General features: G+C 59.2%; 26 protein-coding genes. 10 read left to right on the plus strand and 16 right to left on the minus strand.

Annotation, left to right across the window (positions count from 1 at the left end; all coding sequences use genetic code 11):
- Position 1: 1 nt before the first annotated feature.
- The 5 genes from FF098_RS13545 to FF098_RS13565 form a co-directional block, all read right to left on the minus strand.
- Entirely contained in the window at positions 2-1,627 is a 1,626-nt protein-coding gene (locus FF098_RS13545) for a tetratricopeptide repeat protein (protein WP_155141491.1), read from the minus strand.
- A gap of 83 nt (positions 1,628-1,710) precedes the next feature.
- Positions 1,711-2,715, minus strand: a complete 1,005-nt coding sequence (locus FF098_RS13550) for an NUDIX hydrolase (RefSeq protein WP_155141493.1) — start codon at positions 2,713-2,715, stop codon at positions 1,711-1,713.
- A gap of 31 nt (positions 2,716-2,746) precedes the next feature.
- Positions 2,747-3,271 (minus strand): tyrosine phosphatase family protein, encoded by a 525-nt coding sequence (locus FF098_RS13555; RefSeq protein WP_155141495.1) that lies wholly within the window; start codon positions 3,269-3,271, stop codon positions 2,747-2,749.
- A gap of 57 nt (positions 3,272-3,328) precedes the next feature.
- Entirely contained in the window at positions 3,329-3,946 is a 618-nt protein-coding gene (locus tag FF098_RS13560) for a YfbR-like 5'-deoxynucleotidase (RefSeq protein ID WP_155141497.1), read from the minus strand.
- 125 nt (positions 3,947-4,071) lie between these two features.
- A complete protein-coding gene (locus tag FF098_RS13565) occupies positions 4,072-4,509 on the minus strand; it encodes a hypothetical protein (RefSeq protein WP_155141499.1) in 438 nt (145 codons plus the stop codon).
- A gap of 155 nt (positions 4,510-4,664) precedes the next feature.
- On the opposite strand from FF098_RS13565, the gene FF098_RS13570 reads away from it, so the two are divergent.
- On the plus strand, positions 4,665-7,271 hold the full coding sequence (locus FF098_RS13570) for a toll/interleukin-1 receptor domain-containing protein (protein ID WP_155141501.1): 2,607 nt from the start codon (positions 4,665-4,667) through the stop codon (positions 7,269-7,271).
- Between the two features lie 73 nt (positions 7,272-7,344).
- The gene (locus FF098_RS13575) at positions 7,345-8,685 is read left to right on the plus strand and encodes an agmatine deiminase family protein (protein ID WP_155141503.1); all 1,341 of its coding nucleotides are present in this window, start codon (positions 7,345-7,347) and stop codon (positions 8,683-8,685) included.
- A 3-nt stretch (positions 8,686-8,688) separates the two neighbouring features.
- Here FF098_RS13575 and FF098_RS13580 read toward each other — a convergent pair whose 3' ends face one another.
- The 6 genes from FF098_RS13580 to ygfZ form a co-directional block, all read right to left on the minus strand.
- Complete coding sequence (locus FF098_RS13580; RefSeq protein WP_155141505.1) at positions 8,689-9,810, minus strand: beta-ketoacyl-ACP synthase III; 1,122 nt, start codon at positions 9,808-9,810, stop codon at positions 8,689-8,691.
- A gap of 113 nt (positions 9,811-9,923) precedes the next feature.
- Positions 9,924-10,187 (minus strand): hypothetical protein, encoded by a 264-nt coding sequence (locus FF098_RS13585; RefSeq protein ID WP_155141506.1) that lies wholly within the window; start codon positions 10,185-10,187, stop codon positions 9,924-9,926.
- Positions 10,188-10,254: 67 nt separating this feature from the next.
- A complete protein-coding gene (locus FF098_RS13590; RefSeq protein ID WP_229714599.1) occupies positions 10,255-11,130 on the minus strand; it encodes a glutaminyl-peptide cyclotransferase in 876 nt (291 codons plus the stop codon).
- A gap of 40 nt (positions 11,131-11,170) precedes the next feature.
- The gene (locus FF098_RS13595; protein WP_155141508.1) at positions 11,171-11,389 is read right to left on the minus strand and encodes a hypervirulence associated TUDOR domain-containing protein; all 219 of its coding nucleotides are present in this window, start codon (positions 11,387-11,389) and stop codon (positions 11,171-11,173) included.
- A 49-nt stretch (positions 11,390-11,438) separates the two neighbouring features.
- Entirely contained in the window at positions 11,439-12,011 is a 573-nt protein-coding gene (locus FF098_RS13600; protein WP_155141510.1) for a DNA-3-methyladenine glycosylase I, read from the minus strand.
- Positions 12,012-12,015: 4 nt separating this feature from the next.
- Positions 12,016-12,870, minus strand: a complete 855-nt coding sequence (gene ygfZ, locus FF098_RS13605) for a CAF17-like 4Fe-4S cluster assembly/insertion protein YgfZ (protein ID WP_155141512.1) — start codon at positions 12,868-12,870, stop codon at positions 12,016-12,018.
- A 54-nt stretch (positions 12,871-12,924) separates the two neighbouring features.
- Here ygfZ and FF098_RS13610 point away from each other — a divergent pair, with 54 nt between their 5' ends.
- The 3 genes from FF098_RS13610 to FF098_RS13620 all read left to right on the plus strand — a co-directional run bounded on the left by FF098_RS13610 (position 12,925) and on the right by FF098_RS13620 (position 15,307).
- A complete protein-coding gene (locus FF098_RS13610; protein WP_155141514.1) occupies positions 12,925-14,253 on the plus strand; it encodes a dihydroorotase in 1,329 nt (442 codons plus the stop codon).
- Between the two features lie 64 nt (positions 14,254-14,317).
- A complete protein-coding gene (locus FF098_RS13615; protein ID WP_155141515.1) occupies positions 14,318-14,770 on the plus strand; it encodes a hypothetical protein in 453 nt (150 codons plus the stop codon).
- An 87-nt stretch (positions 14,771-14,857) separates the two neighbouring features.
- Positions 14,858-15,307, plus strand: a complete 450-nt coding sequence (locus FF098_RS13620; protein WP_155141518.1) for a PA2169 family four-helix-bundle protein — start codon at positions 14,858-14,860, stop codon at positions 15,305-15,307.
- Between the two features lie 63 nt (positions 15,308-15,370).
- Here the strand turns inward: FF098_RS13620 and FF098_RS13625 are convergent, their stop codons facing one another.
- Both FF098_RS13625 and FF098_RS13630 read right to left on the minus strand, forming a co-directional pair.
- Entirely contained in the window at positions 15,371-15,799 is a 429-nt protein-coding gene (locus tag FF098_RS13625) for a TIGR02301 family protein (protein WP_166426540.1), read from the minus strand.
- Complete coding sequence (locus FF098_RS13630) at positions 15,796-16,953, minus strand: serine hydrolase domain-containing protein (RefSeq protein ID WP_155141522.1); 1,158 nt, start codon at positions 16,951-16,953, stop codon at positions 15,796-15,798. Before FF098_RS13630 ends, FF098_RS13625 begins: the two co-directional genes overlap by 4 nt.
- A 127-nt stretch (positions 16,954-17,080) precedes the next feature.
- On the opposite strand from FF098_RS13630, the gene FF098_RS13635 reads away from it, so the two are divergent.
- The 4 genes from FF098_RS13635 to FF098_RS13650 all read left to right on the plus strand — a co-directional run bounded on the left by FF098_RS13635 (position 17,081) and on the right by FF098_RS13650 (position 19,915).
- Positions 17,081-17,521 carry a VOC family protein gene (locus tag FF098_RS13635; protein ID WP_155141524.1) on the plus strand — a complete coding sequence of 147 codons (441 nt, stop codon included), beginning with the start codon at positions 17,081-17,083 and terminating at the stop codon, positions 17,519-17,521.
- Positions 17,522-18,105: 584 nt separating this feature from the next.
- On the plus strand, positions 18,106-18,399 hold the full coding sequence (locus FF098_RS13640; RefSeq protein ID WP_155141526.1) for a metalloregulator ArsR/SmtB family transcription factor: 294 nt from the start codon (positions 18,106-18,108) through the stop codon (positions 18,397-18,399).
- The gene (locus FF098_RS13645) at positions 18,396-18,944 is read left to right on the plus strand and encodes a hypothetical protein (RefSeq protein WP_155141528.1); all 549 of its coding nucleotides are present in this window, start codon (positions 18,396-18,398) and stop codon (positions 18,942-18,944) included. The genes FF098_RS13640 and FF098_RS13645 overlap by 4 nt, the downstream gene beginning before the upstream one ends.
- Positions 18,941-19,915, plus strand: a complete 975-nt coding sequence (locus tag FF098_RS13650; protein WP_155141530.1) for an acyl-CoA desaturase — start codon at positions 18,941-18,943, stop codon at positions 19,913-19,915. The genes FF098_RS13645 and FF098_RS13650 overlap by 4 nt, the downstream gene beginning before the upstream one ends.
- On the opposite strand, the gene FF098_RS13655 is transcribed toward FF098_RS13650, so the two are convergent.
- Positions 19,855-20,439 carry a hypothetical protein gene (locus tag FF098_RS13655; RefSeq protein WP_155141532.1) on the minus strand — a complete coding sequence of 195 codons (585 nt, stop codon included), beginning with the start codon at positions 20,437-20,439 and terminating at the stop codon, positions 19,855-19,857. The two genes, FF098_RS13650 and FF098_RS13655, sit on opposite strands and share 61 nt — an antisense overlap.
- On the minus strand, positions 20,436-20,864 hold the full coding sequence (locus FF098_RS13660; protein ID WP_155141534.1) for an NUDIX hydrolase: 429 nt from the start codon (positions 20,862-20,864) through the stop codon (positions 20,436-20,438). The genes FF098_RS13655 and FF098_RS13660 overlap by 4 nt, the downstream gene beginning before the upstream one ends.
- Before the next feature lie 21 nt (positions 20,865-20,885).
- Between FF098_RS13660 and FF098_RS13665 the strand changes: the two genes are divergently transcribed.
- On the plus strand, positions 20,886-21,608 hold the full coding sequence (locus tag FF098_RS13665; RefSeq protein WP_155141536.1) for an SOS response-associated peptidase: 723 nt from the start codon (positions 20,886-20,888) through the stop codon (positions 21,606-21,608).
- On the opposite strand, the gene FF098_RS13670 is transcribed toward FF098_RS13665, so the two are convergent.
- Positions 21,609-22,670 (minus strand): patatin-like phospholipase family protein, encoded by a 1,062-nt coding sequence (locus tag FF098_RS13670; RefSeq protein ID WP_155141538.1) that lies wholly within the window; start codon positions 22,668-22,670, stop codon positions 21,609-21,611.
- Position 22,671 lies beyond the last annotated feature (1 nt).

A 22,671-nucleotide genomic window follows, 5' to 3' on the forward strand; every position in this document is an offset into this window, starting at 1 on the left:
ATCAGGACGGGCAACGGTCGCCCAGTTCGGATTTCAGTCTCTCCAGATGCTGAAGGTTGTTCTCATCGGTGATATGAGGCGGCCCGTTATCTTCTGATGCTTCTTCCTCTTCATCATCGGTTCTCTCTGCGGCTTCTCTGGCCGAGTTTCTAACCAGGATTTCAACATGGTCGACCAGCCAGCAGGAATCTTCCAGATAGCCTGCAAGTAGCATAACCTCGGCCATATCGAGATACATGCTCATGTAATAGGGACTGCGCTGATAGTTCACCATGAAGGCGACCGCTTCGATCGCCATTTCGTCCGGCACTTCCCGGTCATAGAGGAACGTCGTCGGATAGTGGTCATTTGCCGTCGGGTTCGTCGGATCAATCGCCAACTGACGGGCAAAATAAGCCCGAGCCTGTTTAACGTCCTCGATGTCTTTTTCATCGCCCCATTGATAGCGGTGGAAATAGGCATCGGCGACCGCGCGTAAGGCCGTGGAGTCCTCCGGATGCGCTGCAGCGACGGCTTCACCGCGCTCAACGGCCGCGTCGTAATCCCTTTCAGCCAGCTCCAGCGACACCCAGCCATCGCCGATCACTGGCAACAGGCCATATTTCGCTTCCGTCTCTTCCAGTAATTTGCGCATGTCATCGCGACGGTTCTGCCCATTCTCACCAAACGGAATGAACTCCAGCCTGGACAGGATAGTGGTAAGGTCTTCTTCCCGCTCATCGAGTTTTCTTACGGTGATCTGACCAGCGATGATCTCTTCCTCGAAGGTGAAGCGAATAACCTGATACCTGTTGGTTCGGTGATACCGTACGAGCGCTAGGCGGAATTCTTCGGTTGTCATCTCGAAAGTGCTCTCGAACGCCTCAATCGGATCAAGCCCTTCATTGATCGCGGAGATATAATCCGGCAAGCGGTCGCTCATTTCTTTCGTGTTTTGAATATAATGAACAGCAAGCCAGGTGATACCATAAAATTGATAGCGCATCTCTCCATCCCGCCGGGACCCCTTGCTCTCGGGATATCTGGTGACGGCGCTCAGAACATCGTCAATATCCATCCAGCGATCATTCAGGGAAGATGCGAAGTATGAGTTTGGCTGGCCTATCGTAACCGTATTTTCCTCTGCAATGAAGGAGGCAAGATATTCAGCAAACCCCTCATTATACCATAGAGGATAGTAGTAACTCGTATGGCTGCGGATGACATGGTGAGCAAATTCGTGCAGGGCGACACCGCGCGAATCTCCGTCATCGTTGAAGCCCTCGGATGTGTCCATGACAAAGATCGGGTAATCATCGCCAACTGTGTAGAGACCGGCAATATCGGCTCGACCTGTCAACCGCCGCAGCCCACTGCTGTTATTGGCACCGAAAATATGTACGGGTCGAACTTCCGGGCCAGCTTCCTGACCGGACAGCATGACAATGGCGCTGCGGTAGATTTCAAGATCGGTCACAAGTCTGCGGGCCGTGTCTTCGCTCACATCACCATAGAACACGAAATTTTCCGACTTTACTTCGTACCAGTCAGCGCGGGATTGACCAGTGGTTCCAGTAAAGACTAGCAGGGCAGTCAGGCAATAGAGCCCGACACAGTGCATCGGTGTGTGTAATGAAAATCTCTGCACGTTATGGCCCCTCAAGCCTGAACTTCATATCCAGAAAAAGCCTAACCGGTATAAGGCAGCCGGGCAACTGCAAGTAGAGTGCCCTATAACGGGAATGACGGCGACTGGCGCAGGCGAGGCAGGGTCAGGCCCTGGATCGTGCGGTCGTGGTTTGCCGTCTGTGGATCGCGGTTGACGCGATAGAGCGCCGCCGGCCTGCCGCCAGTTTCTGCGCTGGTAGAACCGGTCTTTTTGACTAGCCTTGCATTCTCGACGCCGCGGCGGAAATTCTGCTTGTGCAGGGTAAAGCCGATGATCGATTCAACGCCGCGCTGCAGGTCGAGCAGCGTGAAGGTATCGTCCATCATCTCGAAGATGACCGGGCGATAACGCAGCTTGCCGCGCAGTCGGCCGATGGCGGTCGCGAGGATGCGTCGGTGATCTGAGATCATCGCGGTACCCGTCTCGCATGCCCTGTCCTGGCCTTCATCGCGCCAGGCTTCCGAGACGAGTGCGGCCTCGTACATCAGTTCGTAGCGGTCGAGAACGCGCTCCTCTTCCCAGCCGGCATCTTCATAGCCGAAGGCCAGCCGCACACGGGCGCGGCGCCTTGCCTGTCGCGCCTTGTCGCCTGCCTCTGCGATCCATTTGGCAAAACCGGGCAGGATGCTCTGTGCAAGGATGGCCGGCTCGCCATTGCGCCAGTCTTCCCAGGGGAAGAAATCATACCAGCTGGTCCACGCCGTGTTGGCCATTTCCACCGGCGCAGCGCGCGGGGCGAGGGCGAGATAGCCGACGGAAATGATCCTGTCGCTGGCCTTGCCGCCTTCGAAAGTCGCGCTCGGTGCCTCGCGGCCCTTGTCGCCGAATGTGTAGAGCTGTTCGACATAGCCGAGCTGCATGCCGGTCTGTTGAGATACGAATTCGCGCAAGCCGAGTTCGAAGGTGCGATGCTGGTCCGGTGAAAAAGCGCCATAGGGCAGGGCCAGCAATGGACGGGCAGCCGCACTGCGCAGGCTGAGCACGAGGGGACGGTCCTCCTGAATGGCGGCGAGCACTGCATTGAGCCCGATGATGACGCCGCTGTTTGCGCTGGTCTGTTTGTTCATCAGCCGTCCCTGCCGTCTTTGCGCCGATCGATCAAGTGGCCTTCGCGGGAAGGTAGGGGATGCGCAGGATCTCGCCGACGGACGCGCCACTGCTCTCGCCCATGGCGTCGAGTGCATCGAGCATGCGACCATCGCGCTGCAGGAGGTCGTCAGCCTGGGCCAGCATCATGAAGCTGGGCTCGACATCCCGCGACAACGTGCGCATGTCCTCGGCAAACCGGACTTCCGGAATGTCCGGTGACAGGGCGCACTGGATGATCAGCGCAGCAGCCGGCGAGCGCGAGAGGCCTAGACGGCAATGGACGAGCAACGGCTTGCTCCAGTCATTCCCGGCGGCAAAGTCTATCATCTGCCGGATACGGACGGTATCGCAATGGGGCGCGCATTTCTGCGTCCTTGCAGCCTCGGCCATGGTATAGCCGATCTTCAGATGTCGCTCCGGTGGGATGCCCGCAAAGTTCGCCGAACCCACCGTGTCCATGATTGTGATGACGCGATCCGGCTCGAATTTCTTCAAGGCGGCCTCGACGCGGTCATAGGGGCAAAGAATGATCATGCAGGAAATGTGGGGTAAATCGTCGGGCACCACTAGTGCCCAGTCTCAGGAAAATGCTCAATTTCCGCGATGTTCACGCAATAGTGCCTCGAAGCGTTGCAGAAACAGCGCTTGTGACGCCTCCGGGTCCAGCGCCTCGATGGTGATTGGCGCTGCGCCGCGCGGCGTGCCGAAAAACTTGCGGGCTTCCTCGTGGGAGAAACCGGCGATCTGTGTCGCCTCGTGATAGGCGCAAATGCGGTCGGCTTTCTTGATTGTCTTTTCGATCGTCTGGGGCAACTCGGCGGGCAGGCCGAAGCGCAGATGGATCGCCTGTTCAAGGCCGCGTTCGACGCGCTTGTAGCCTTCCCCGAGGGCCGCCTTGAAGGGGGAGATCATGTCGCCGATGACGTATTCCGGTGCGTCATGCAGCAGGGCGGCCAGACGCCATTTCACCGGCCAGCCGGGCTTGAGTTCCTGGCAGAGCGCTTCCACGATGACCGAGTGATGGGCGACGTTGAAGGCAAGGCCGCCGTAAGTCTGGCCGTTCCAGCGGGCAACTCGGGCAAGGCCATGGGCGATATCCTCGATTTCCACATCCATGGGGGATGGGTCGAGAATATCGAGGCGCCGCCCCGACAGCATGCGCTGCCAGGCACGCGGGGCCTGTCCCTTTTTCTGGTCGAGTTTTGCCATGTCATCCGTCCGGTGATCGATCGAGGAATAGCGCCTCGCACGTCAATGGCCGGAAATCAATATCACAGGGGCGACCAGACAGGACGCGCCACGCCGTTGTTTTCCACCGGGAAGGATGGGCGAGCTTATTCTTCTACCGGCGATGGCAATTCATCCATCGCGTCGGAAATCAGCTGGACCGTTTCAGGATCGGTGGAAGCCAGTTTTGTCATCGCCTCCATCAGGCGCATCTGCGTATCTGCGAGATTGGTAGCGTAGGACATGGCAAAGCGTGCCTTTTCCATCTGCGACATGCCGTCTGCCTTTGTCGCCACGATCTCGAGTTCGGAGGAGGCGTCGCGGATGATCGCAGCAGCCTTCTGAGCACTCTCTTCATCGGCCACGGATTCAACGGCCTCGGCGATGATTAGGAGCTGCTTCTCGTAGACCGCTATATAATCCTTGGGGCCATTTGCTTGCTCGGCGGTCATGTCGATATCCGCCGGACTGTCATTGCCGCCGCCACAGGCGACAAGCATGGTCATGAAAATGGCTGCAAGGCTGGACCTGATAATGAATGTCATGATTTCTCTCTCCCATTACCTGACACAGGGTAAACATTGTCAGGTAACGGGGCAAGATAATCGAGTGGTGGTGCCCCTTCACATGCCGCGACCGGTTGTTCCGCAGGGAAAAGCTTTCTAGGATCGTGCCGGGAAAGAGGGACGGATTTTCGACAATGGGAAATGACGGTGCCAAGGCAAGGCCGGACAGCCTGAAGCTGTTCATCAGCTATTCAAGAAAAGACGCCGGGATCGCCGAAGCGCTGGTCGCTTCGCTGGAGGCGCGCGGCTTTGCGGTGAAGATCGACACGCGCGATTTGCCCTTCGGCGAAGCGTGGCAGGCGGAACTGGCGAGCTTCATACAAGAGGCCGACACGGTGATATGGCTGGTCAGCCGTCATTCGGTATCTTCCCACTGGTGCAACTGGGAACTCGCCCAGGTTATCCGCATGCAGAAGAGGTTCGTTCCGGTTGTGATCGGCGAGATCAGCGTCGACGAGATTCCCAAGGCAATCGGCGATATCCACTTGCTGCCTGCCGGGCGCGTTTATGACGAGAAGAAGGATCTCGACGATCTCGTCACCACGCTCAACACCAACCGGTCCTGGATCAAGACCCATACGCGCCTGACCGACAGGGCGCTGGAATGGTCGGCCCGGGGCAAGGCAGGCGAGGGGCTGCTGCGCGGGCGCCAGCTGCAGGATGCCATCATGTGGCGGGATTCAGAGCCGCCCTCCGCTCCCCATCCGGGCACGGATGTCCTGGACCTGATCCTGCAAAGTCAGCGAGCGTCTGCTCAGCGCCAGCGCTTTATGGTGATTGGCGCCGGGGCGCTGGCCGTCGTTCTGATGGGCCTCACCATATTCTCCTTCATCCAGCAGCGGGTGGCGGTGGCTGCCCAGAAGAATGCCGAACAGCGATCTGCCCTGCTGGCATCGGGCTCGGCAGAGGGAATGCTGGATGCTGGCCAGACTGACGAGGCGCTGCTCGTGCTGATGGATGCAGCGAAAGCCTTCACGCCCGAGACTGCTCCGGACAGGTTGCTTATGGCGTTCGACCGGGCGCTGAACAAGGCGATGGTCGAGACAACTATCCGACTACCGTCAGAGGTGAAAGTCTTTGGCACGCAAAATGGCATTTACATCTACAGGGATGAGCAGGTCTGGCGCGTTCAGGATGAGGGGCTGGAGCCGATATTCAGGATGCCGGTACCGGTTCATCTGGATCAGGACGCTGTATCCGGAGTACTCGTTGCGATTTCAGAGGACGGCAGGACCTACCTCCATGCTGATGGTATGGTGCAGGAGGTGGGGCGCTTCACCCTCAAGGTACCGGAGGGTTGGGCCAGGGAATATGTCGTGCTGCCGGGAGGACTCGCCGCGATGACCGTGCGCGATGCCAGCGACATGCCGCAAACGCAGTTGATGGAGCTTTCCAGCGGGGCGACAGACATGCTGGTCGGCGAATATGGCGCGATCCTGGATTATGCCCTGATGCCGGATGGACAGCGACTGATTGAAGGCTTCGATGACTGGATCGAGGTAGGCCCCGATGTATCGCAGACAGTTATACCGTATGCAGATCTGGAAGGGGAGAGGGAACGCTTCAGGATGCATTCTGCGCTGCCGCAACCGGACGCAGTAGATATCGCTTTTTATGAACGCTTCATGGCGCATGAGTATGTCGCGACAGCCTTTGAAAATGAATGCCTGCGAGGACCGGGCAAGATGGTCTGTTCGTCATATGAGGGAACATCATCAGGCGTATATCGTATCGATTATCTGCTGACGGAGGGTGATGAGAGTGTCACCGATCTGGATGAGCTGTTTACGCAGATTGATCGTAGCGACCTGAAAAGCGGACCGGGGCAGAACCGCTCTTGGATCGGGTTCTCGCCGGATGGATCGCGCCTTGCGACGGTAAACAATGGCGAGCTGACAGTCTTTGGCGGGGAGTATGGCTATTACGTGCCGGAGCATGTGCGTGGCTGGTCTCATGCTCACCGCATCACAGCAGCGCAATTTATCGGAAACACCCGCATTGCGGTCGCAACGGCAGTGGACCCCATGATCCGCATCTACACTCTTGATGACAGGCCTGCCTATGGAGAGCGCAGCCCCAACGAAGCGGAGCTTCAGAAACTTTCAGAAATTTGTGATCGGGCTGGGAAATGTCTGACGTCACTCGGCGACGATCTCTTGGAAGGAGCGTCGCCTGTCGAAAAAAACGGATACACACTTTCTTTCGACCAGCTAGGTAATTTTATCGTCAGTGATGCAAATGAGGTCGAAGTGTTGTCGGTCAAGGTCGATCAGGAGATGATGGCCGGTCCCGATGCGGTGTTTTCTGCCTTCTTCCACAAGGCGCGAGACGGTGTTGTCGCTCACTACATGAACGAGCCGGTCGTCTGGTTCTACCCGCTTGATGGTGGACCGCGCGAAGAGCTGTATCGTGCAGGCAAGTCAGTCGTGACTTTCGACATGAATGCGGCGGGCGATCTTTATGCGGTGATTGAGTACAGGGTCGGTGGAGAAATCGATGCGATCCTTTATTCCTCCGAGGCAAGACGGGAATGGCGCCACCTCGCCAGTGAGTACAAATGGCTCAATGCCGTTTTTCTGGAGGGGCAGACTGTGGCCATCGCCAATGGCAATGCCTGGTCGATACTATACGACATTCCGACGCTGAGCGATGTCACCACTGATGCGAAGGCATTGCTGTCACCGGACTGCCAGCCGGAAGAGGCGGGTGATTATGCGACCTCGCCCTGCTGGCCACTATAAGGGCGAATTGTCAGGGCGCAGCGTTTCGCCTACCGTTTTCCTGCTTTAAAACGCACATTATGAGGGATAGCCGATGCCGGGACGAGACACTGTATTTGGAAAGCTGTGCCGGGTGTGTCGCGCCCTTGCTGCCATGTTGGTCGTCTTTGCCGGCCTGCTGGCAACGATGCAGGCCAGCGCTTTGGCAGAAGATAATACCGCTGTAGAAACAGACGATTTCACCTTCCCGCCCGAATGGGAAGCCCATGAGGCTGTCTGGATGGGGTGGGGCTCTCGCGGCGATCCGCACCCGGAAAATCTGGTGCCTCTCTGGACTGAAGTGATCAGCGCCCTGACGCCGCATGTTCAGGTCAAGCTGGTTGCTGGCTCCGAGGAGAGCGCTGAAGCTGCCCGTGCAAAACTGGGCGCGGGCGGTGTCGATCTCGACAGGGTCACTCTCATCGTGCAGCCGTGGACGGATTACTGGTATCGCGATTTCGGCCCGCTTTTCATAACCGATGGCAAGGAAAAGAGGATCGCTGAATTCCGCTGGGACTATTACGGATTCCCGTGGCCCTATGCTGACAATGGCGGCATGCGCAATGAAGGGATCGATCGCGGGCTGGCAGAGACCTATGGCTGGGATGCGGTAGAGTCCAATTTCGTCGCCGAGGGCGGCGGGCTGGATGTGACGAGCGATGTGCTGGTGACCTATGAGGATGCCGCGCGGCTGAGAAATCCGGGCAAGAGCCTTGAAGAGATCGAAGCGGAGTATCTGCGTCTATACGGCAAGAAGAAAGTCATATGGCTGTCGCGCGCGCCGATCTCCGATCGCGTGTTTGCGGGGCCGAAAGTCGCTAATTTCTTTGGCTGGGGCGCCAATGGCCATGTCGACGAATATGTCCGTTTCATCAGCGACGATACCGTGCTTGTCGCGCAGGTGCCCGAATGGGAACGCGATGCCAATGCCCTCCTGCGGCTCGACCATGAAATCCTGACGGAGAATATCGAGGAGATGCGCCGTGCCCGGAACATCAATGGCGAGCCGTTCACTGTCATCCCCGTGCCGATGCCGGACATCACGGCGCTGATGGACACGCGCATTTTGACGGAAGAGGACTTCATGCCCGGAGAGCAGGGCTGGGACCCGCGCAGCGTCTATCGCGACTTCAAGCCCGGCGATGAAATCCATTTCGTTCCGGCAGCGAGCTATCAGAACTTCCTTGTCACCAATGGCGTCGTGCTGGTCGCAGCCTATTGGCGCGAGGGCCTGCCCGGGCATATCAGGGAGACTGACGAGGAAATGCGCCGCATCCTTGCCGAGCAATTCCCCGACCGCGAGATCGTGCAGATCAACCCGCTGGCGATCAACTGGTCAGGTGGCGGCATTCACTGCATCACGCAGCAGGAGCCACTGGTCGCAAAGGCACAGTAGAGCTTAAGCCGCGCGGCGCACGATGACGGAGCCGGCGGAATAACCCGCGCCGAAGCCGGAGATGACGCCGATCTCGCCGATATCTATCCCTTCGCGATGGCGGTGGAAGGCGATCATCGAACCGGATGAGGATGTGTTGGCATAGGTGTCGAGCACGACCGGCGCTTCTTCTTCGCTCGCATCGCGGCCCAGCACCTTGCGGGCGATGAACTGGTTCATCGACAGGTTGGCCTGATGCAGCCACATGCGCTTCAGCGTCGTCGGGTCGATCTCGTTGTCGGCCAAATGGCCCGAGATGAGCTCCGCGACCATCGGCACAACATCCTTGAAGACCTTGCGGCCTTCCTGTTTGAACAGTTTGTCCGTGTCCGGCGCAGATATGTCGAGTTCATCGGAGGTATGGTTCAGGAAGCCGAAATTATTGCGGATATTATTGGAGAAGACAGTCTTCAGGCGCGTGTCGATAATCTCCCAGCTATCCGGGCCGGGCTCGCCCTCTGCCCTTTCTACGATCACGGCGGTGGAGACGTCGCCAAAAATGAAATGGGCGTCTCGATCACGGAAGTTGAGGTGGGCGGAACAGATTTCCGGGTTGACCATCAGCACGCGGCGGGCACCGGTGGCTATCAGCCCAACGGCGTTCTGGATGCCGAACGCGGCTGAGGCGCAGGCGACATTCATGTCGAAGCCATAGCCGTCGATGCCCAGCGCGTTCTGAATTTCCACGGCCATTGCCGGATAGGCGCGCTGCATGTTCGACGCGGCGCAGATGACGGCATCAATATCCGCAGGCTGAAGATCTGCCGCTTTCATCGCGTCGCGGGCGGCGGTAACGCCCATTTCGGCCATGATCGACAGTTCATCATTGGTACGTTGAGGCAGGCTGGGGCGCATACGGTCGGTATCGAGGATGCCGTCCTTGTTCAGCACGAAGCGTGCCTTGATACCGGAGGCCTTCTCGATGAATTCCGCTGAGGAGTGTTGTTTCGGCTCTTCATCCGGGTTCGCCGCGTTCCATTTGTCGACCCAGGCATTATAGGCCTCGACCAGCTCTTCATTGCTGATCGATTGGGAGGGGGTGAAAAGGCCGGTGCCGGCTATGCGGGCGAGGGGGGATTTGCTCATGGATACTTGCCTTGCGCGTTTCTGGCAGCCCTCAAACGGGCGCTCTTGATTCTGTGGTCCGCATCTTGCGCGCTAGTCCGCCCCGGGGCAAGGGCACGGCTCAGCGGCTCTGATCAATCTTCGAGAAGATCGTGACGGGCGCGGACGGGGTCCAGCAGCAGGCGCAGTTCGGCCTCAGTGGCCGCAAAATCGGCAAAGGCGTTGACCGGCACGGCGCCGGGGTCTTCCTGATGGTCCTGCGGCGGAAAGCGGGCATCGACATGCTCGACCAGGGCTTTCGCCGTATCCTTGTCAGTGGCTATGCGTTCCAGTAGCCATTCCAGCACAAGGCGCTGGGCGGCGAGGCGGGCTTCCAGATCGGTGGTCTTGTCGGTCATGGTATTCCTTTCCAGCGGGACTTGTCAGCCATATAGGCCCATATCCCTTGAGGTCAGGTCTCTTGTTTCATTGACCTTGCTGCGGGCGTTCCTTTAGCTCGATCTCGAACAGGGCGGGCCAGTACTTTCCTGTAACGAACAGTCTGCCGCCATCTTTGTCCCATGCTATGCCGTTGAGAACGAAATCACGGCTCGGGCCGATGCCTGCCATCTGGGACAGGCCGGTGAGGTCGATGACGCCCGTCACCTTGCCTGTCGCCGGGGCGATACGCACTATGGCATTGCTTAGCCAGACATTGGCCCAGACCTCGCCATCGATCCATTCCAGCTCGTTCAGGCGGCCGACGGGCTGGCCGCGGGCGGTGACGCTGACGCTGGAGACCTCCTCGAAGGTTTCCGGGTCGAGGAAGCGCAGCCGGTCGCTGCCATCACTCATGATCAGCTGCTCGCCATTGGAAGTAATGCCCCAGCCCTCGCCAGTGTAAGAAAACTCTTTCTCGACCTCGAAACTCTCCTGATCTAGCACGAAGGCCTTGCCCGACCGCCAGGTCAGGTTGATCAGCTGGCCGTTCCAGTCGACGAGGCCCTCGCCGAAATATTCATACGGCACGTCATGGCGCTGAAGGACCTCGCCAGTTTCAAGGTCGACCTTGCGAACTGTCGATTCTCCGTTGCGCCCTGTGCTCTCGAACAAATGGCCGTCTTTCCACAACAGTCCTTGCGTGAACGCGCCCTGGTCATGGGGGTAGGTGTTCACAATGGTATAGTCATAGAGCGGGATGTCAGCCGGCGATGCCGCATCGCTGGCCGGTGGCGTGGCCTGCTGGCTTGCAGGGTCCTGTGCTGCCGTCTCTGCAACAGGCGCAGCATCAGTCTGATCGGCATTGCCGCAGGCGGCGAGCGCCATTGCGGCGAAAAACAGGGCGTATCTCATCAGGGTCATTCAGGCTCGCTGTCGGTTTCGCGCCAGCATAGACGGGTTTTTACGCCTTGTTGAGTTCCGAATGACTTTTGAGCACTTCAGAGCCGTCTTCCTGCTTGATGTAATAGGCGGGGTTGTCGTCATCGGCGTCGCGGGTGATCTCGCTGCCGTCGATCTTGCGAGTGATCTTTTGGGTGTAACTCTTCTCCACCTTGCCAGTGGCCGTGCCATTGCCCCAGCTCCATTTCACTTTCGTGCCGACATTATAGGTCTTGCTCATCGCAGGTCTCCTTTGTTGCGTTTCGCAAACGCCGGAGGGGCGCGGTGGTTCAGCCCATGCGTTTCACGACAGCGTGACGGTGGCAGTCCGCCGTGTGGTCGTTGACCATGCCGACCGCCTGCATGAAGGCATAGATGATGGTCGGCCCGCAGAACTTGAAACCGCGCTTCTTCATGTCCTTGGAGATCGCCTCGGAAAGCGGCGTCGCGGCGGGCACATCCTTGATGGTCTTGCGATTGCCTTGCAGGGGCGCGCCGTCGACGTAGTTCCACAGATAGTCGGAGAAATCCTCGCCCGCTTCGCGCATGTCGAGCCAGATTTGCGCGTTCTTGATTGCACCCTCGATCTTGCCGCGATGGCGGATGATACCGGCATCGCCAAGCAGCCGGGTTACGTCTTTTTCGCCGAAGCGTGCGACTTTCTCGGGCTCGAAGCCCTTGAACGCAGCGCGGAAATTCTCCCGCTTATAGAGTATAGTGCGCCAGGAAAGTCCGGCCTGGAAGCCGTCTAGGATCAGCTTTTCGTAGAGGGCCCGGGCGTCGCGTTCGGGCACGCCCCATTCTTCGTCGTGATAGGCCGCGTAAAGATCATCGCCTTCCGGCACCCAGGCGCAGCGCTTCATAGTGTCAGTCCTCAAGATAGGGTGGCCGGGTCAGGGTAACCGTCTGGTCGTCAACCGTAAGGCCAGCGTCACCGGCCTTGTCCAGCCGGTCGAGGCGGATGAGCGCTAGCGACTGTTTGTCAGCATTGGAGGTGATCTCGCCCAGCGTCGACTCACCCGCCATCACCGGGCTGCCAACGCTCAGCGGGGCAGGAGCCTCGACTATGAGAGTGCGCTTGCGCACCTCGCCCTTGCGCTTCATCCGGCTGGCGACTTCCTGGCCGACGAAACAGCCCTTCTTGTAGTCTATGGCATTGAGCCGGTCCATGTTCACATCCATGGGGAAGGTCTGCTCACTGACGAAATCAGCATCGAATTCCGGCACGCCCAGTACCGTGCGGTGGGCATCCCATTCGGCGCGGGAGACCTCGCCCGGCAGGTCGGGCTTGGCTTGGGTTGGCCCCAGCACGCGCACGCCAAGGGCAGGCAGGCGCGGGTCGCGATAGACATGCAGGAAGGCCAGCGCCTCGGCGATCATCTTCTCCAGCCGGTTCTCATCGCCCCACATCTGCACGGCAGTCCATAACTCGCTGACATCCTCGATCTCGACTTTAGCACGCAGCTTATACAGCGTGAGTTTCTTTTTCAGCGTGTCGGCGATGCTGGCGGGGCAGTCCAGCAGGAGGTCGTCGCCTTTTCTCGCAATGAAGAAATCCGAGATGATCTTGCCCTGTGGCGTCAGCAGCAGGGAATAGACCGGCTGCTCGTCCGTCAGCTTGGTCAGCGACTGGGTGACGAGGCCGCGCAGGAATTCCAGCGTATCGGGGCCCGAAAGATGCAGAACGGCCCGGTCGGGCAGGGTATAGGAGTGTACTGTCATGGCTCACACTTAAGCGATTTGCGAGTTGCTTTCAAAGCGCTTATGAAGGCGGGCATGAGCACATATGACCTGATCCTGAAGAATGGTACTGTCGTCAACCATGACGGCGAAGGAAAACGAGATGTCGGCGTAGTTGGCGGCAAGATTGCCGCGATCGGCGACCTTGGTCAGGCGGATGCCGGGGAGGTGATCGACTGCACCGGGCTGCACGTGCTGCCGGGCATCATCGATAGCCAGGTGCATTTTCGCGAGCCGGGCAACGAGTACAAGGAAGACTTGGAAAGCGGTGCCCGCGCAGCGGTGATGGGCGGCGTGACGGCAGTATTCGAGATGCCGAACACCAAGCCGTTGACGACGACGGCGAGCGCGATCGAGGACAAGCTGACCCGGGCGAAGGGCCGGATGCGCTGCGATCATGCCTTCTATGCCGGCGCGACCCACGACAATGCCCGCGACCTTGCCGAACTGGAAATGCTGCCCGGCGTGTCGGGCGTGAAGATCTTCATGGGCGCCTCCACCGGCGACCTGCTGATTGCCGACGATGAGGGCGTGCGCGAGGTGCTGAAACACGGTCAGCGCCGGGTCGCGATCCACTCAGAAGATGAAGAGACGCTGCGCGCCAATGCGCCGCTGGCCCGCGAGGGCGACTGGACCAGTCACCCGGAGGTTCGCTCCTGGCAGGCCGCGCTGCGGTGTACGGAACGCCTGATTGCGCTGGCGCGGGAGACCAAGCGCCGCATTCACGTACTGCATATCTCGACCGCCGATGAAATCCCGATCCTGACGGCGAACAAGGACCTCGTAACCTGCGAGATACTGCCCCAGCATCTGACGCTGGAAGCGCCTGACTGCTATGAGCGGCTGAAGGGCTACGCCCAGATGAACCCGCCGATCCGCGATGCCCGCCATCGCGAGGCACTGTGGAAGGCCGTGCAGCAGGGCGTGTTCGATGTCATGGGCTCCGATCATGCGCCGCATACGACGGAAGAGAAGCAGAAGCTTTACCCGGCCTCGCCCTCGGGCATGCCGGGCGTGCAGACGCTGGTGCCGCTGATGCTGACCCATGTCGCGGAGGGGCGGCTGAGCCTGATGCGGATGATCGACCTGTTGTGTCACGGCCAGCAGCGCGTGTTCGGTATCGCCGGCAAGGGGCGGCTGGCGCTCGGCTATGATGCCGACTTCACCGTGGTCGACCTGAAGGCGAAACGCACCATCACCGCAGACTGGATCGAATCCAAATGCGGCTGGACGCCCTTCGATGGTATGGAAGCCAAGGGCTGGCCCAAAGGTACGATCATCCGTGGACAGAAAGCCATGTGGGAAGATGAGTTGATCGGCGACCCGTTCGGAGAGCCGGTGCGGTTCCAGGAAACGATCCGGTAGCGCTATGCGTGGGGTGGTGTTCTCGATAATCGCGCTTTCCATGTCTGCCTGCGCGGGAGGGGCGATGCTCGATGCATCTCCCAGAACCAGTCCTTGTTATGAAATTCCCGACGGAGGCTGTCTCGGGGTGGAGAGAAGTCAGCCTATCGACGCCGTTTCATATATGTTCGCGTACGATCCTATTTCCAATGACAAACTTGAAGCCTTTATCGGTGAAGCGCGATTCGTGCTGCTTGATGACGATCAATTGTTACAACTTGGCTTGGAACGGCCCGGAGCCAGTTCCGTCGCATACGCGCTTACTATGTGCGTCGGCTCTTATCAGTATGTGCCGGACGGCAGCCTCGATCCGTCCTCTCTTGATGTTCTTTTCCTGCCAGACCGAAATGCCTTACTCGTGGCCAGTGGAGTGCTCGCTGGTCCATCGGCAAAGCCTGAAGATTACGCAAGGCCCGTCGTGATATTCACCGATACGCTCGTAACTAAAATCTATAAGGAATTTAGTATCACCGAATAAAGAGACTGTAATGGTTTCTCCTGGAAAAAGGCGGAACGGTCACATTCCTCCGTGTGTCCCCTTTGTGTATTTGAAAGGAGGACCATTATGTCTACTTCTGAACAAACAGCTGACAAGCTGAATGATGTTGTCTCGATCATGCGCGACGGTGTCTCATTTTATAATGATGCCATCGAGCAGGTCGACAATACCTCGCTCAATTCAGTCTTTCGCCGCTATCGCGATGCCAAGCAGACGCTGGTGACGGACCTGTCTTCGGCAGTGTCCCTGCGCGGTGAGAACCCTGAAACCGATGGCACGATCGTCGGCACGATGCGCGAGGGTTATACCAAGCTGAAAGCCAATCTCGGCGATACCGGCAAATCCTTCGTCGATGAGCTGGAGGAGCATGAGGACCATGCGCTGCATAAGGTGCAGGACCTGCTCGAAAGCGACGACACGCCGACCGAGGCAAAGGCCGTGCTCAACCGCGTTTATCCTGAGATCAAGCAACTCCACGATGACATGCGTGACATCAAGGAAACCTACGACGCGTAATTTCTGCGCGGATAAAATTGAGAAGCCGTTCCGGGTCAGCCGGAGCGGCTTTTTTAATGGCTGTCAGTAGTCGCCGGCATCGTAATCGTATCCACTGACCTGACGGTAGGGTGCGGCGAGGCGCCCGGCGACGACGTCGCCATTGCTGGCCGTTTGGCGCATGGCTTCGACGGCTGCTGCCGTACACTGAGCATAACTGGCGCTGGTCTGGCGATAGGCCTCGTTGAAACCGTCAATCATGTCGTCTTTCAACGTCTCGTATGGGTCTTCCAGCGAGACCATTTCCTTCATCCGGTCGCGATAGAGATCGGGCCGCCAGTCGCCCGGATAACAGAGCTGGTGGAAGTGATGCAGGTTCCCCAGCAGACGCGACATGGTGACGAGGTCGGTCGAGCGCTGCTGCCACGCACTGGTCGTCTCGCTCTGCGCGGTAGCGGAGAGGGGAAGGGCCACCGTCAACGCGGCGAGCAGGGTGAGGACAGTCTTTCTCATTCTTCCGACGTGCCATTCCATTGCGGCAGGCTTGTGGCAATCGTCTCGGTCAGGGTAAAGAAGTCCTTCTTCGCCTGGTTGCTGGTGCCGTCATTTGTAACGATGGCGATGACGGCGTTCTTCTCCGGCAGCTGCACGACCAGCGCATACCACATTGTGTTCGAGCCATTGTGCCAGATGACGTTGATATCCCCCTCGTTATCGGTGGCACCACCCCATTCCCGGTTCCACGCGACCCAGCCCTTGGCATAGTCCTCCAGAATCGGAACGTGCAGATATTGATACGTAGCGGGTTCTAGCAAGCCGTCGGCAACGCCAAGCTCGCCCATCAGATGGTGATTGCCCCACGCTGCCAGATCCTGCAGCGACATGTGCACCGTGCCCGCCGGGCCCATGACCGGCGTGTTGTCGGCGCTGTTGCTTTCCGGGTTCCTGGCGATCTTGCGTCCGAAGAAAGAGCCATGGCCCCAGGGCTGCTCGCCCTTGGGCGCGCCGAAGCCGGCGCTGTCGAGGCCGAGCGGAGTGAACACCCGCTCGTCCATCGCCTGTTCCCACGGTATGCCGAGCGTCGTCTCGATGGCGTGACCGACGATAGTAAAGCCGATATTGGAATATTGATAGGCTGTGCCGGGCTCGGTCACGGGTGGGTTCTTCAGCGTGCCTGCCAGCACTTCGCCGCGCTTGGCGACCAGTTTTTCCGGCGTGTCGGGCCAATGGCGCTGGACGAAGATCGAGAAATTGTCCGGCGCGCCGGAAGTGTGGGTGAGGAGTTGTTCCAGCGTCACCTCGCGCCATTGCGGGTGCATGTCTGCAGCCATGTCGGGAAGCATTTTTGCCAGCGTCATGTCCCACTGATATGTGCCGTCCTCTACCAAGGTCGCAGCGAGGGTCGCGGTCATCGACTTGGTGATCGAGCCGACATGCCAGAGATCGTCGAGTGTGACTTCATCCTCGCCACTGACCCGGCGCAGGCCCTCGACCGCCAGCGCCTGCTCCTGTCCATCGACAAGCACGATGGCACCGATCGCTGGTAGCTCATTGTCAGCGCGAATTTTGGCAATGCCTGCTGCGACATCGGCCTGAATATCCTGAGCGGCAAGCGGCAGCGGCAAAAAGATCGCGCAGGCGCAAGCCATGATAATGCGTAAGGTCATAGGTCTGTCTCCCACGATCCACTGAAGTACGAAATCGCGCGCCTGTCAAGGGTGCTTTACAGTTTGCCGTTCCAGTGTGGTGCGTTATGTATGCCGGACGTTTCAAGGGCTCAGCAGGGAAAATACCATGCAATATCTTCATACGATGGTTCGCGTCGCCGATCTCGACGCCTCGCTCGATTTCTATTGCACCAAACTCGGCCTGGTCGAGTTTTCCCGTAAGGAAGTCGAGAAGGGCCGCTTTACGCTGGTCTTCCTGTGTGCGCCCGACGATGTCGAAGCGGCAAGAGAGAACAAGGCGCCGCTGGTCGAGCTGACCTGGAACTGGGACCCTGAAGAGTACAACGGCGGGCGCAATTTCGGGCATCTGGCCTATCGGGTCGAGAATATTTACGAGGCTTGCCAGCGCCTGATGGATGGCGGCGTCACCATCAACCGCCCGCCGCGCGACGGGCATATGGCGTTCGTGCGCTCCCCCGACGGCATCTCCATCGAGCTGTTGCAGGCAAATGAGCCGCTTGCCCCGGCAGAGCCCTGGGCCAGCATGGAAAATACCGGCAGCTGGTAGGTTCCCACCGGCTAGCACAAGAACCGCCGCCACTCCGAAGAGTGCGAGCATTCAATGAAATGATCCGCCTTCGCCAAGGCTCCGGCGCGACAGAGGGGGCCCGTGGAAGCGCTACCGGCTCCATAAGCAAAATTCATAAGTGTAGGTAGCCTCACGCTCCCACGGCAGTGATCTGGTGCGGGGCCGATACCGTTGGCTGTCAGAAAATCGGGGTTGGGGCCCCGATTTTCCGGGCCAACCTCCCGTCCGCCATGCTAAATGACGGAACACCGCTCGGATGGACGATGCGGTGAGGCGGGAAGAGCGATTGATCCAGTGAATCAATCGCCCGCCGAACGCGCCACCGTTCGCCTGAAATTGGGGCCCCATCCCCAATTTCTGTCGGCTCACCCTGATACGTCGATACTTCGTGCAGGTCACACTTTGCGATCAACGCCTCCGCCGGGTCCTCACCCGGCTTGGACAAGACAATAAGCGTGGTAGCAGGGACGGGGATAAGTTTCCGGCAAATCAGGTCGTTCCGGTTGATGAGTAGACAGGTCGTCAAAATGATTATATATTTTCCTATATAGGAAAATATATAAATGAACGATGCTTTCAAAGCCCTGTCGTCGGATACACGCCGGCGTATCCTGAACCACCTTGCCGGTGGGCCTATGACTGTTGGTGAAATCGGCGAGAAATTCGACATGGCCCTGCCTTCGATTTCCAAGCATCTGTCGATCCTGAAACAGGCGGGGCTCGTCAACGAGCAGAAGCGGGGACAGTTCGTTCTCTATTCGATTGCCGCCGATAATCTGACCAACTCCCTCTACAGCTTCCTGACACCCTTCTGCCCGGAGGCGCGGCGGATATCGAAAGAGCGCAAGAAGCCATGACAGCGAGCGCTGCGATACCGAAAGCGATGCCTGACTGGATGCAGCATTTCACGGAGTATTTTGCCGGACTCGGCGCACGTTGGGGCATGGATGCAGACCTTTGCCGGGTCCACGCATGGCTTTATCTGACAGCCCGGCCTGTTGCGGTAGCCAACATCGCTACAGCCCTTTCCCTGCCACCTGATACCATTGCCGATGTGGTTTCCCGCCTGAAGGATATGGGCGTGGCGTCAAAGTCTGCTGATGGGAAATGGTCGACCGGCGGTGATCCGTGGGCTTTGCTTCTTGCAGGGCTGGAACAGCGCCGCCGGGAGGAAGTGCCGATGGCGCAATCTACCTTTGGTAGATGTCTGGAGCAGGCAAAGGCTGACGGTGCCGCAGCGGGAACGACTGCACGGCTTGAAGCGATCAACGCAATGGCGGGCGATATCGCCGCACTCGACGCACAGGCAAGCCGCCTGTCGCCGGAGAGACTGAGGCAGATCGTTGGCCTGACCGGTCGCACGGCGCGGTTCTTCAACAGGTTGGGCGGGAAAGGTCGATGAGTGATCATGATGATCCGTGTAAAGTCAATTCGCTAACGGGCCTCGATAAGGCCAGCCCCGTCTCAGGCAGGATAGTCTGGGACCCGGTTCATTCGGTCTGGAACATGGGAATGATCGGCGCGGCCATTATCTTCGCGCCCTTCACCTTTACGGTCCCGGCATTCTTGCTGTTTCTGGCGACGACCGCGTTGACGCTGTGCGTCGGGCATTCCGTTGGTGTCCACAGGCGGTTGATCCATCGCAGCTTCGACTGTCCGAAATGGCTGGAACGGCTGATGGTCTGGCTCGGCATGATGGTCGGGATCGGCGGCACTTTCTGGACGATCCGCCTGCATGACACGCGCGACTGGGGGCAACGGGAGGAAGACTGCCATCCGCTGCTCGCACACAAATACCCGATGTGGAAAGACGGCTTGCTCTATCTCAATACCAGGCTGGACCTCGACCGGCCGCCCGGGTTCGATCCGGGGCCGGAGATTGCCGGCGACACATGGTATCTTTTTTTCGAGAAGACGTGGCTAGCCCAGCAATTGGCACTGGCGGGACTGTTCTATCTGATCGGCGGCTGGCCATTCGTGATCTGGGGCGTCTGCGTTCGTTGTGCCGCCTGCATCCTGATGCACTGGTGGATCGCCCATTACGCGCACACGCAGGGTCCGCAACACTGGCTGGTAGACGAAGCTGCCGTGCAGGCCCATGACGTGCCTCTGATGGCGATACCGACTTTCGGCGAGGCGTGGCACAATAATCATCATGCATTTCCCGGTTCGGCGCGTCACGGTATAGAGCCGGGTCAGGTCGACCTTGGCTGGGAGTTCATCCGCCTGCTGAAAGCCTTGGGCCTCGCCTGGGATATCCGTACACCGGACGTGATGGGACAGAGGCAGCGCGTGCGCCGGGTGAGCGAGACTCAATCGTCGGTGACGGGCGGGACGACAGGATCGCCCGTATTGAACTCGATACGGAAATAACGGCCCGGGCGGGACATCTCGTAGGCGAACAGGTTGGAGACCGGCCGGACTTCGATCGCCCAGATGTTTTCCTTCGAGGCCGGGATGCCTTCGCGGTCGAACATCTCTTTCGTCGCCTCGTCGGCGGGGAAGTTTTGGCGCGATCCGCTATTGGTTTCATTCGAGAGGGAAGTGCTTGCAGGGCCGCCATACATGGTGATGGCGTCGGGTGTGCCGTCCTCGTGGCGGTGGTCATGGCGCAGGGCGAGCTGGCCGCCTTCATCGCGCAGGATCCAGGTGCGGGAGGCATCCTCGCCTACATACAGTCTAATGCGGGTCTCGTCATCGCTGCAGTCGGTGACATGCATGACGATGCGTTCGGCGCGCCAGTCGTCATCCTGCGGATCATTGCTGACGATGGTGCCTTCATAGGCATTGCCGCAGAGCTGTGCGACGCGGCCCATGAATTCGGATCGGGCAATAGATTGCTGGTCGCAGGCGGCGATGAGGAGGCAAAGCGACAGGATTGAGTACAGTCTGATCATGCGTCACGGGCTTTCTTCATGGCGAGTTTCGCCTTTTGCAGGGCGGTGCGGGTCTGGTCCCAGGCGAGGCGGGACAGCGCCTCGGCGAAGGGCACGAATTCAGCCTCGTCGGCATCATCGGCAGGCACGACATCGCCCGAAACCCATTCCGCGACATAGTCGATCAGCAGGTAATGGGCCTCGCCGATCTTTTGCGGACGCGCCTCGAACACATCGATCAGGCCGATGACGTTGATCTCGCAGCCAGTCTCTTCCTTCACCTCCCGGGCGACAGCCTCGGCGAGGGCCTCGCCATATTCCAGCTTGCCGCCGGGTATGGACCAGTGGCCCTTCAGCGGAGCGCGGCCGCGCTTGACGACGAGGACATCGGAGCCCTTGAACACAACGGCGCCAACGGAGGCGATGATCGGTCGATTTTCATTCATGAGGGCGCTATACCCGATTGCATGTGTGGACGCTACTTTCTCCTGTCGGACAGTGACACGATCGAGGCCGCCTTTGGCGTGAAGCCCGATGTGCCGCCGCCCCCGCGATATAATATCTCCCCCGGGCAGCCGATCCTGATCGTGCGGCAGGACCCGCTGAGCTATGCGCCCAAGCGAGAAGTGGCGATGGTGCAGTGGGGCTTCATCCCCGACTGGGCCAAGGAGCCAACGGTTGGCGGGGCCGGGCCGTTCGTCAACGCGCGGTCTGAGACAGTGCATGAGAAGGCCTCATTCAAGAACGCCTATCGCCGCCGTCGCTGCCTTGTTATCGCCGATGGTTTTTATGAATGGCAGCGGACGGGCAAGCTGAAGCAGCCTTACCGTATCGACCTCGGCGAGCCGGGTCTTGTTGCCTTCGCCGGTCTGTGGGAGCTGTGGCAGGGCCCGGACGGGACGGAGGTCGAGACGGCCTGCATGATCACGCGATCCGCGGGGCCGCTGATGGAAGCGATCCATCACCGCGAGCCGGTCATCATCCCGCCAGAGGGCTGGGATGATTGGCTGCATGCCGATGAGCGCGACATGAAAGTCTATGGCCGCTGGCTCGATATCGATCCGCCGCTATGGACGCCGCACCCGGTCAGTCGCGACGTCGGCAATGTCGCGAACGACCATGCCGGTTTGCTGGACGAGGTTGAGCTAGAGGAGGCGCCGAGGGAACCGAAGCAGGGGCAGCTGTTCTAGTCACTCCCCGTCGAGATCCAGGAATTCCGCATGCAAATCGACGGTCGATTCACGGCCGATCCTGTCATAGGACTGGTTCAGCCAAAGCTTCGCCGTCTCGCGCCCGCGCATTTTCAGGTCCTCGAAGAAATGCCAGTTTGTGTTGTATTTCGACGCGATGGACAGGTCGCGCAACACCTTGTCGGCTCGGATCGAGTGGAACAGGATGTTGGAATAGCGGTCGCGATATTCGTCCTTCAGCATGTCCTCGTTGAGAAGCCGCTGGACGAAAGCGACGGCGCGCATTTCCTTCAGCAAGGACGAGTTGAAGGAAATCTCGTTGATGCGGTTGTTGATCTCGGTCGAGGTCTTGGGCACGTCATCGCGGCGGATCGGGTTGATATGCACGACCAAAAGGTCGCGTGTCGCCCGGTCATAGAAAAGCGGGAACAGCGGCGGATTGCCGGAAAAGCCGCCATCCCAATAGGCTTCTCCGTCGATCTCCACGGCCTGGTAGAGATAGGGCAGGCAGGCGGACGCCATGATGACGTCGGCGGTGACGTCCCTGGTCTGGAACACCTTCACCCGGCCCGTGCGCACATTGGTGGCGGAGATATAGAGCCGGGTCATCTCGCAGTGCTGCAGGACGTCGAAATCGACGATCTCGGTCAGGATATCGCGCAGCGGATTGATCTTCAGCGGGTTGAATTGGTAGGGAGAAATAGCGTGCACGAATGATTCCATCATCGTGTATGACAGCCAATCCGTCATGCGCTGCAGTTCGGGCACATGGTCGAGCAGGGGATTGGAGAAGATTCCCAAATGGCTCTTGATCTGGCTGATCTCGTACCAGAAGCGGTCGAGATGCTTGCGCGCGGCCTCCGGCCCGCCCTCGGCAAGGCCATAGCACATGACAGCGGCATTCATCGCCCCGGCACTTGCCGCCGTGATACCGGCAAAGTCGATGCGGTCATCCTCGAGCAGGTAGTCGAGCACGCCCCAGGCAAAGGCGCCATGGGCACCGCCGCCCTGCAGGGCGAGATCGATCAGCTTGCGCTCGCTGCTGGCCGCACGATCCGCCATC

Source organism: Aquisalinus luteolus, assembly GCF_009712425.2.
In the GTDB taxonomy this organism is placed as follows: domain Bacteria; phylum Pseudomonadota; class Alphaproteobacteria; order Caulobacterales; family Parvularculaceae; genus Aquisalinus; species Aquisalinus luteolus.

What these genes read in the sequence shown, in the direction of transcription:
- FF098_RS13585 (WP_155141506.1), bottom strand. Translation starts at nt 10,187, where the DNA reads ATGACCGACAAGACCACCGATCTGGAAGCCCGCCTCGCCGCCCAGCGC.
- FF098_RS13635 (WP_155141524.1), top strand. Translation starts at nt 17,081, where the DNA reads ATGCAATATCTTCATACGATGGTTCGCGTCGCCGATCTCGACGCCTCG.
- FF098_RS13580 (WP_155141505.1), bottom strand. Translation starts at nt 9,810, where the DNA reads ATGAGCAAATCCCCCCTCGCCCGCATAGCCGGCACCGGCCTTTTCACC.
- FF098_RS13625 (WP_166426540.1), bottom strand. Translation starts at nt 15,799, where the DNA reads ATGAGAAAGACTGTCCTCACCCTGCTCGCCGCGTTGACGGTGGCCCTT.
- FF098_RS13665 (WP_155141536.1), top strand. Translation starts at nt 20,886, where the DNA reads ATGTGTGGACGCTACTTTCTCCTGTCGGACAGTGACACGATCGAGGCC.
- FF098_RS13670 (WP_155141538.1), bottom strand. Translation starts at nt 22,670, where the DNA reads ATGGCGGATCGTGCGGCCAGCAGCGAGCGCAAGCTGATCGATCTCGCC.
- FF098_RS13660 (WP_155141534.1), bottom strand. Translation starts at nt 20,864, where the DNA reads ATGAATGAAAATCGACCGATCATCGCCTCCGTTGGCGCCGTTGTGTTC.
- FF098_RS13565 (WP_155141499.1), bottom strand. Translation starts at nt 4,509, where the DNA reads ATGACATTCATTATCAGGTCCAGCCTTGCAGCCATTTTCATGACCATG.
- FF098_RS13550 (WP_155141493.1), bottom strand. Translation starts at nt 2,715, where the DNA reads ATGAACAAACAGACCAGCGCAAACAGCGGCGTCATCATCGGGCTCAAT.
- FF098_RS13615 (WP_155141515.1), top strand. Translation starts at nt 14,318, where the DNA reads ATGCTCGATGCATCTCCCAGAACCAGTCCTTGTTATGAAATTCCCGAC.
- FF098_RS13620 (WP_155141518.1), top strand. Translation starts at nt 14,858, where the DNA reads ATGTCTACTTCTGAACAAACAGCTGACAAGCTGAATGATGTTGTCTCG.
- FF098_RS13610 (WP_155141514.1), top strand. Translation starts at nt 12,925, where the DNA reads ATGAGCACATATGACCTGATCCTGAAGAATGGTACTGTCGTCAACCAT.
- FF098_RS13630 (WP_155141522.1), bottom strand. Translation starts at nt 16,953, where the DNA reads ATGACCTTACGCATTATCATGGCTTGCGCCTGCGCGATCTTTTTGCCG.
- FF098_RS13650 (WP_155141530.1), top strand. Translation starts at nt 18,941, where the DNA reads ATGAGTGATCATGATGATCCGTGTAAAGTCAATTCGCTAACGGGCCTC.
- FF098_RS13555 (WP_155141495.1), bottom strand. Translation starts at nt 3,271, where the DNA reads ATGATCATTCTTTGCCCCTATGACCGCGTCGAGGCCGCCTTGAAGAAA.
- FF098_RS13640 (WP_155141526.1), top strand. Translation starts at nt 18,106, where the DNA reads ATGAACGATGCTTTCAAAGCCCTGTCGTCGGATACACGCCGGCGTATC.
- FF098_RS13590 (WP_229714599.1), bottom strand. Translation starts at nt 11,130, where the DNA reads ATGACCCTGATGAGATACGCCCTGTTTTTCGCCGCAATGGCGCTCGCC.
- FF098_RS13595 (WP_155141508.1), bottom strand. Translation starts at nt 11,389, where the DNA reads ATGAGCAAGACCTATAATGTCGGCACGAAAGTGAAATGGAGCTGGGGC.
- FF098_RS13655 (WP_155141532.1), bottom strand. Translation starts at nt 20,439, where the DNA reads ATGATCAGACTGTACTCAATCCTGTCGCTTTGCCTCCTCATCGCCGCC.
- FF098_RS13570 (WP_155141501.1), top strand. Translation starts at nt 4,665, where the DNA reads ATGGGAAATGACGGTGCCAAGGCAAGGCCGGACAGCCTGAAGCTGTTC.
- FF098_RS13575 (WP_155141503.1), top strand. Translation starts at nt 7,345, where the DNA reads ATGCCGGGACGAGACACTGTATTTGGAAAGCTGTGCCGGGTGTGTCGC.
- FF098_RS13600 (WP_155141510.1), bottom strand. Translation starts at nt 12,011, where the DNA reads ATGAAGCGCTGCGCCTGGGTGCCGGAAGGCGATGATCTTTACGCGGCC.
- FF098_RS13560 (WP_155141497.1), bottom strand. Translation starts at nt 3,946, where the DNA reads ATGGCAAAACTCGACCAGAAAAAGGGACAGGCCCCGCGTGCCTGGCAG.
- FF098_RS13645 (WP_155141528.1), top strand. Translation starts at nt 18,396, where the DNA reads ATGACAGCGAGCGCTGCGATACCGAAAGCGATGCCTGACTGGATGCAG.
- ygfZ (WP_155141512.1), bottom strand. Translation starts at nt 12,870, where the DNA reads ATGACAGTACACTCCTATACCCTGCCCGACCGGGCCGTTCTGCATCTT.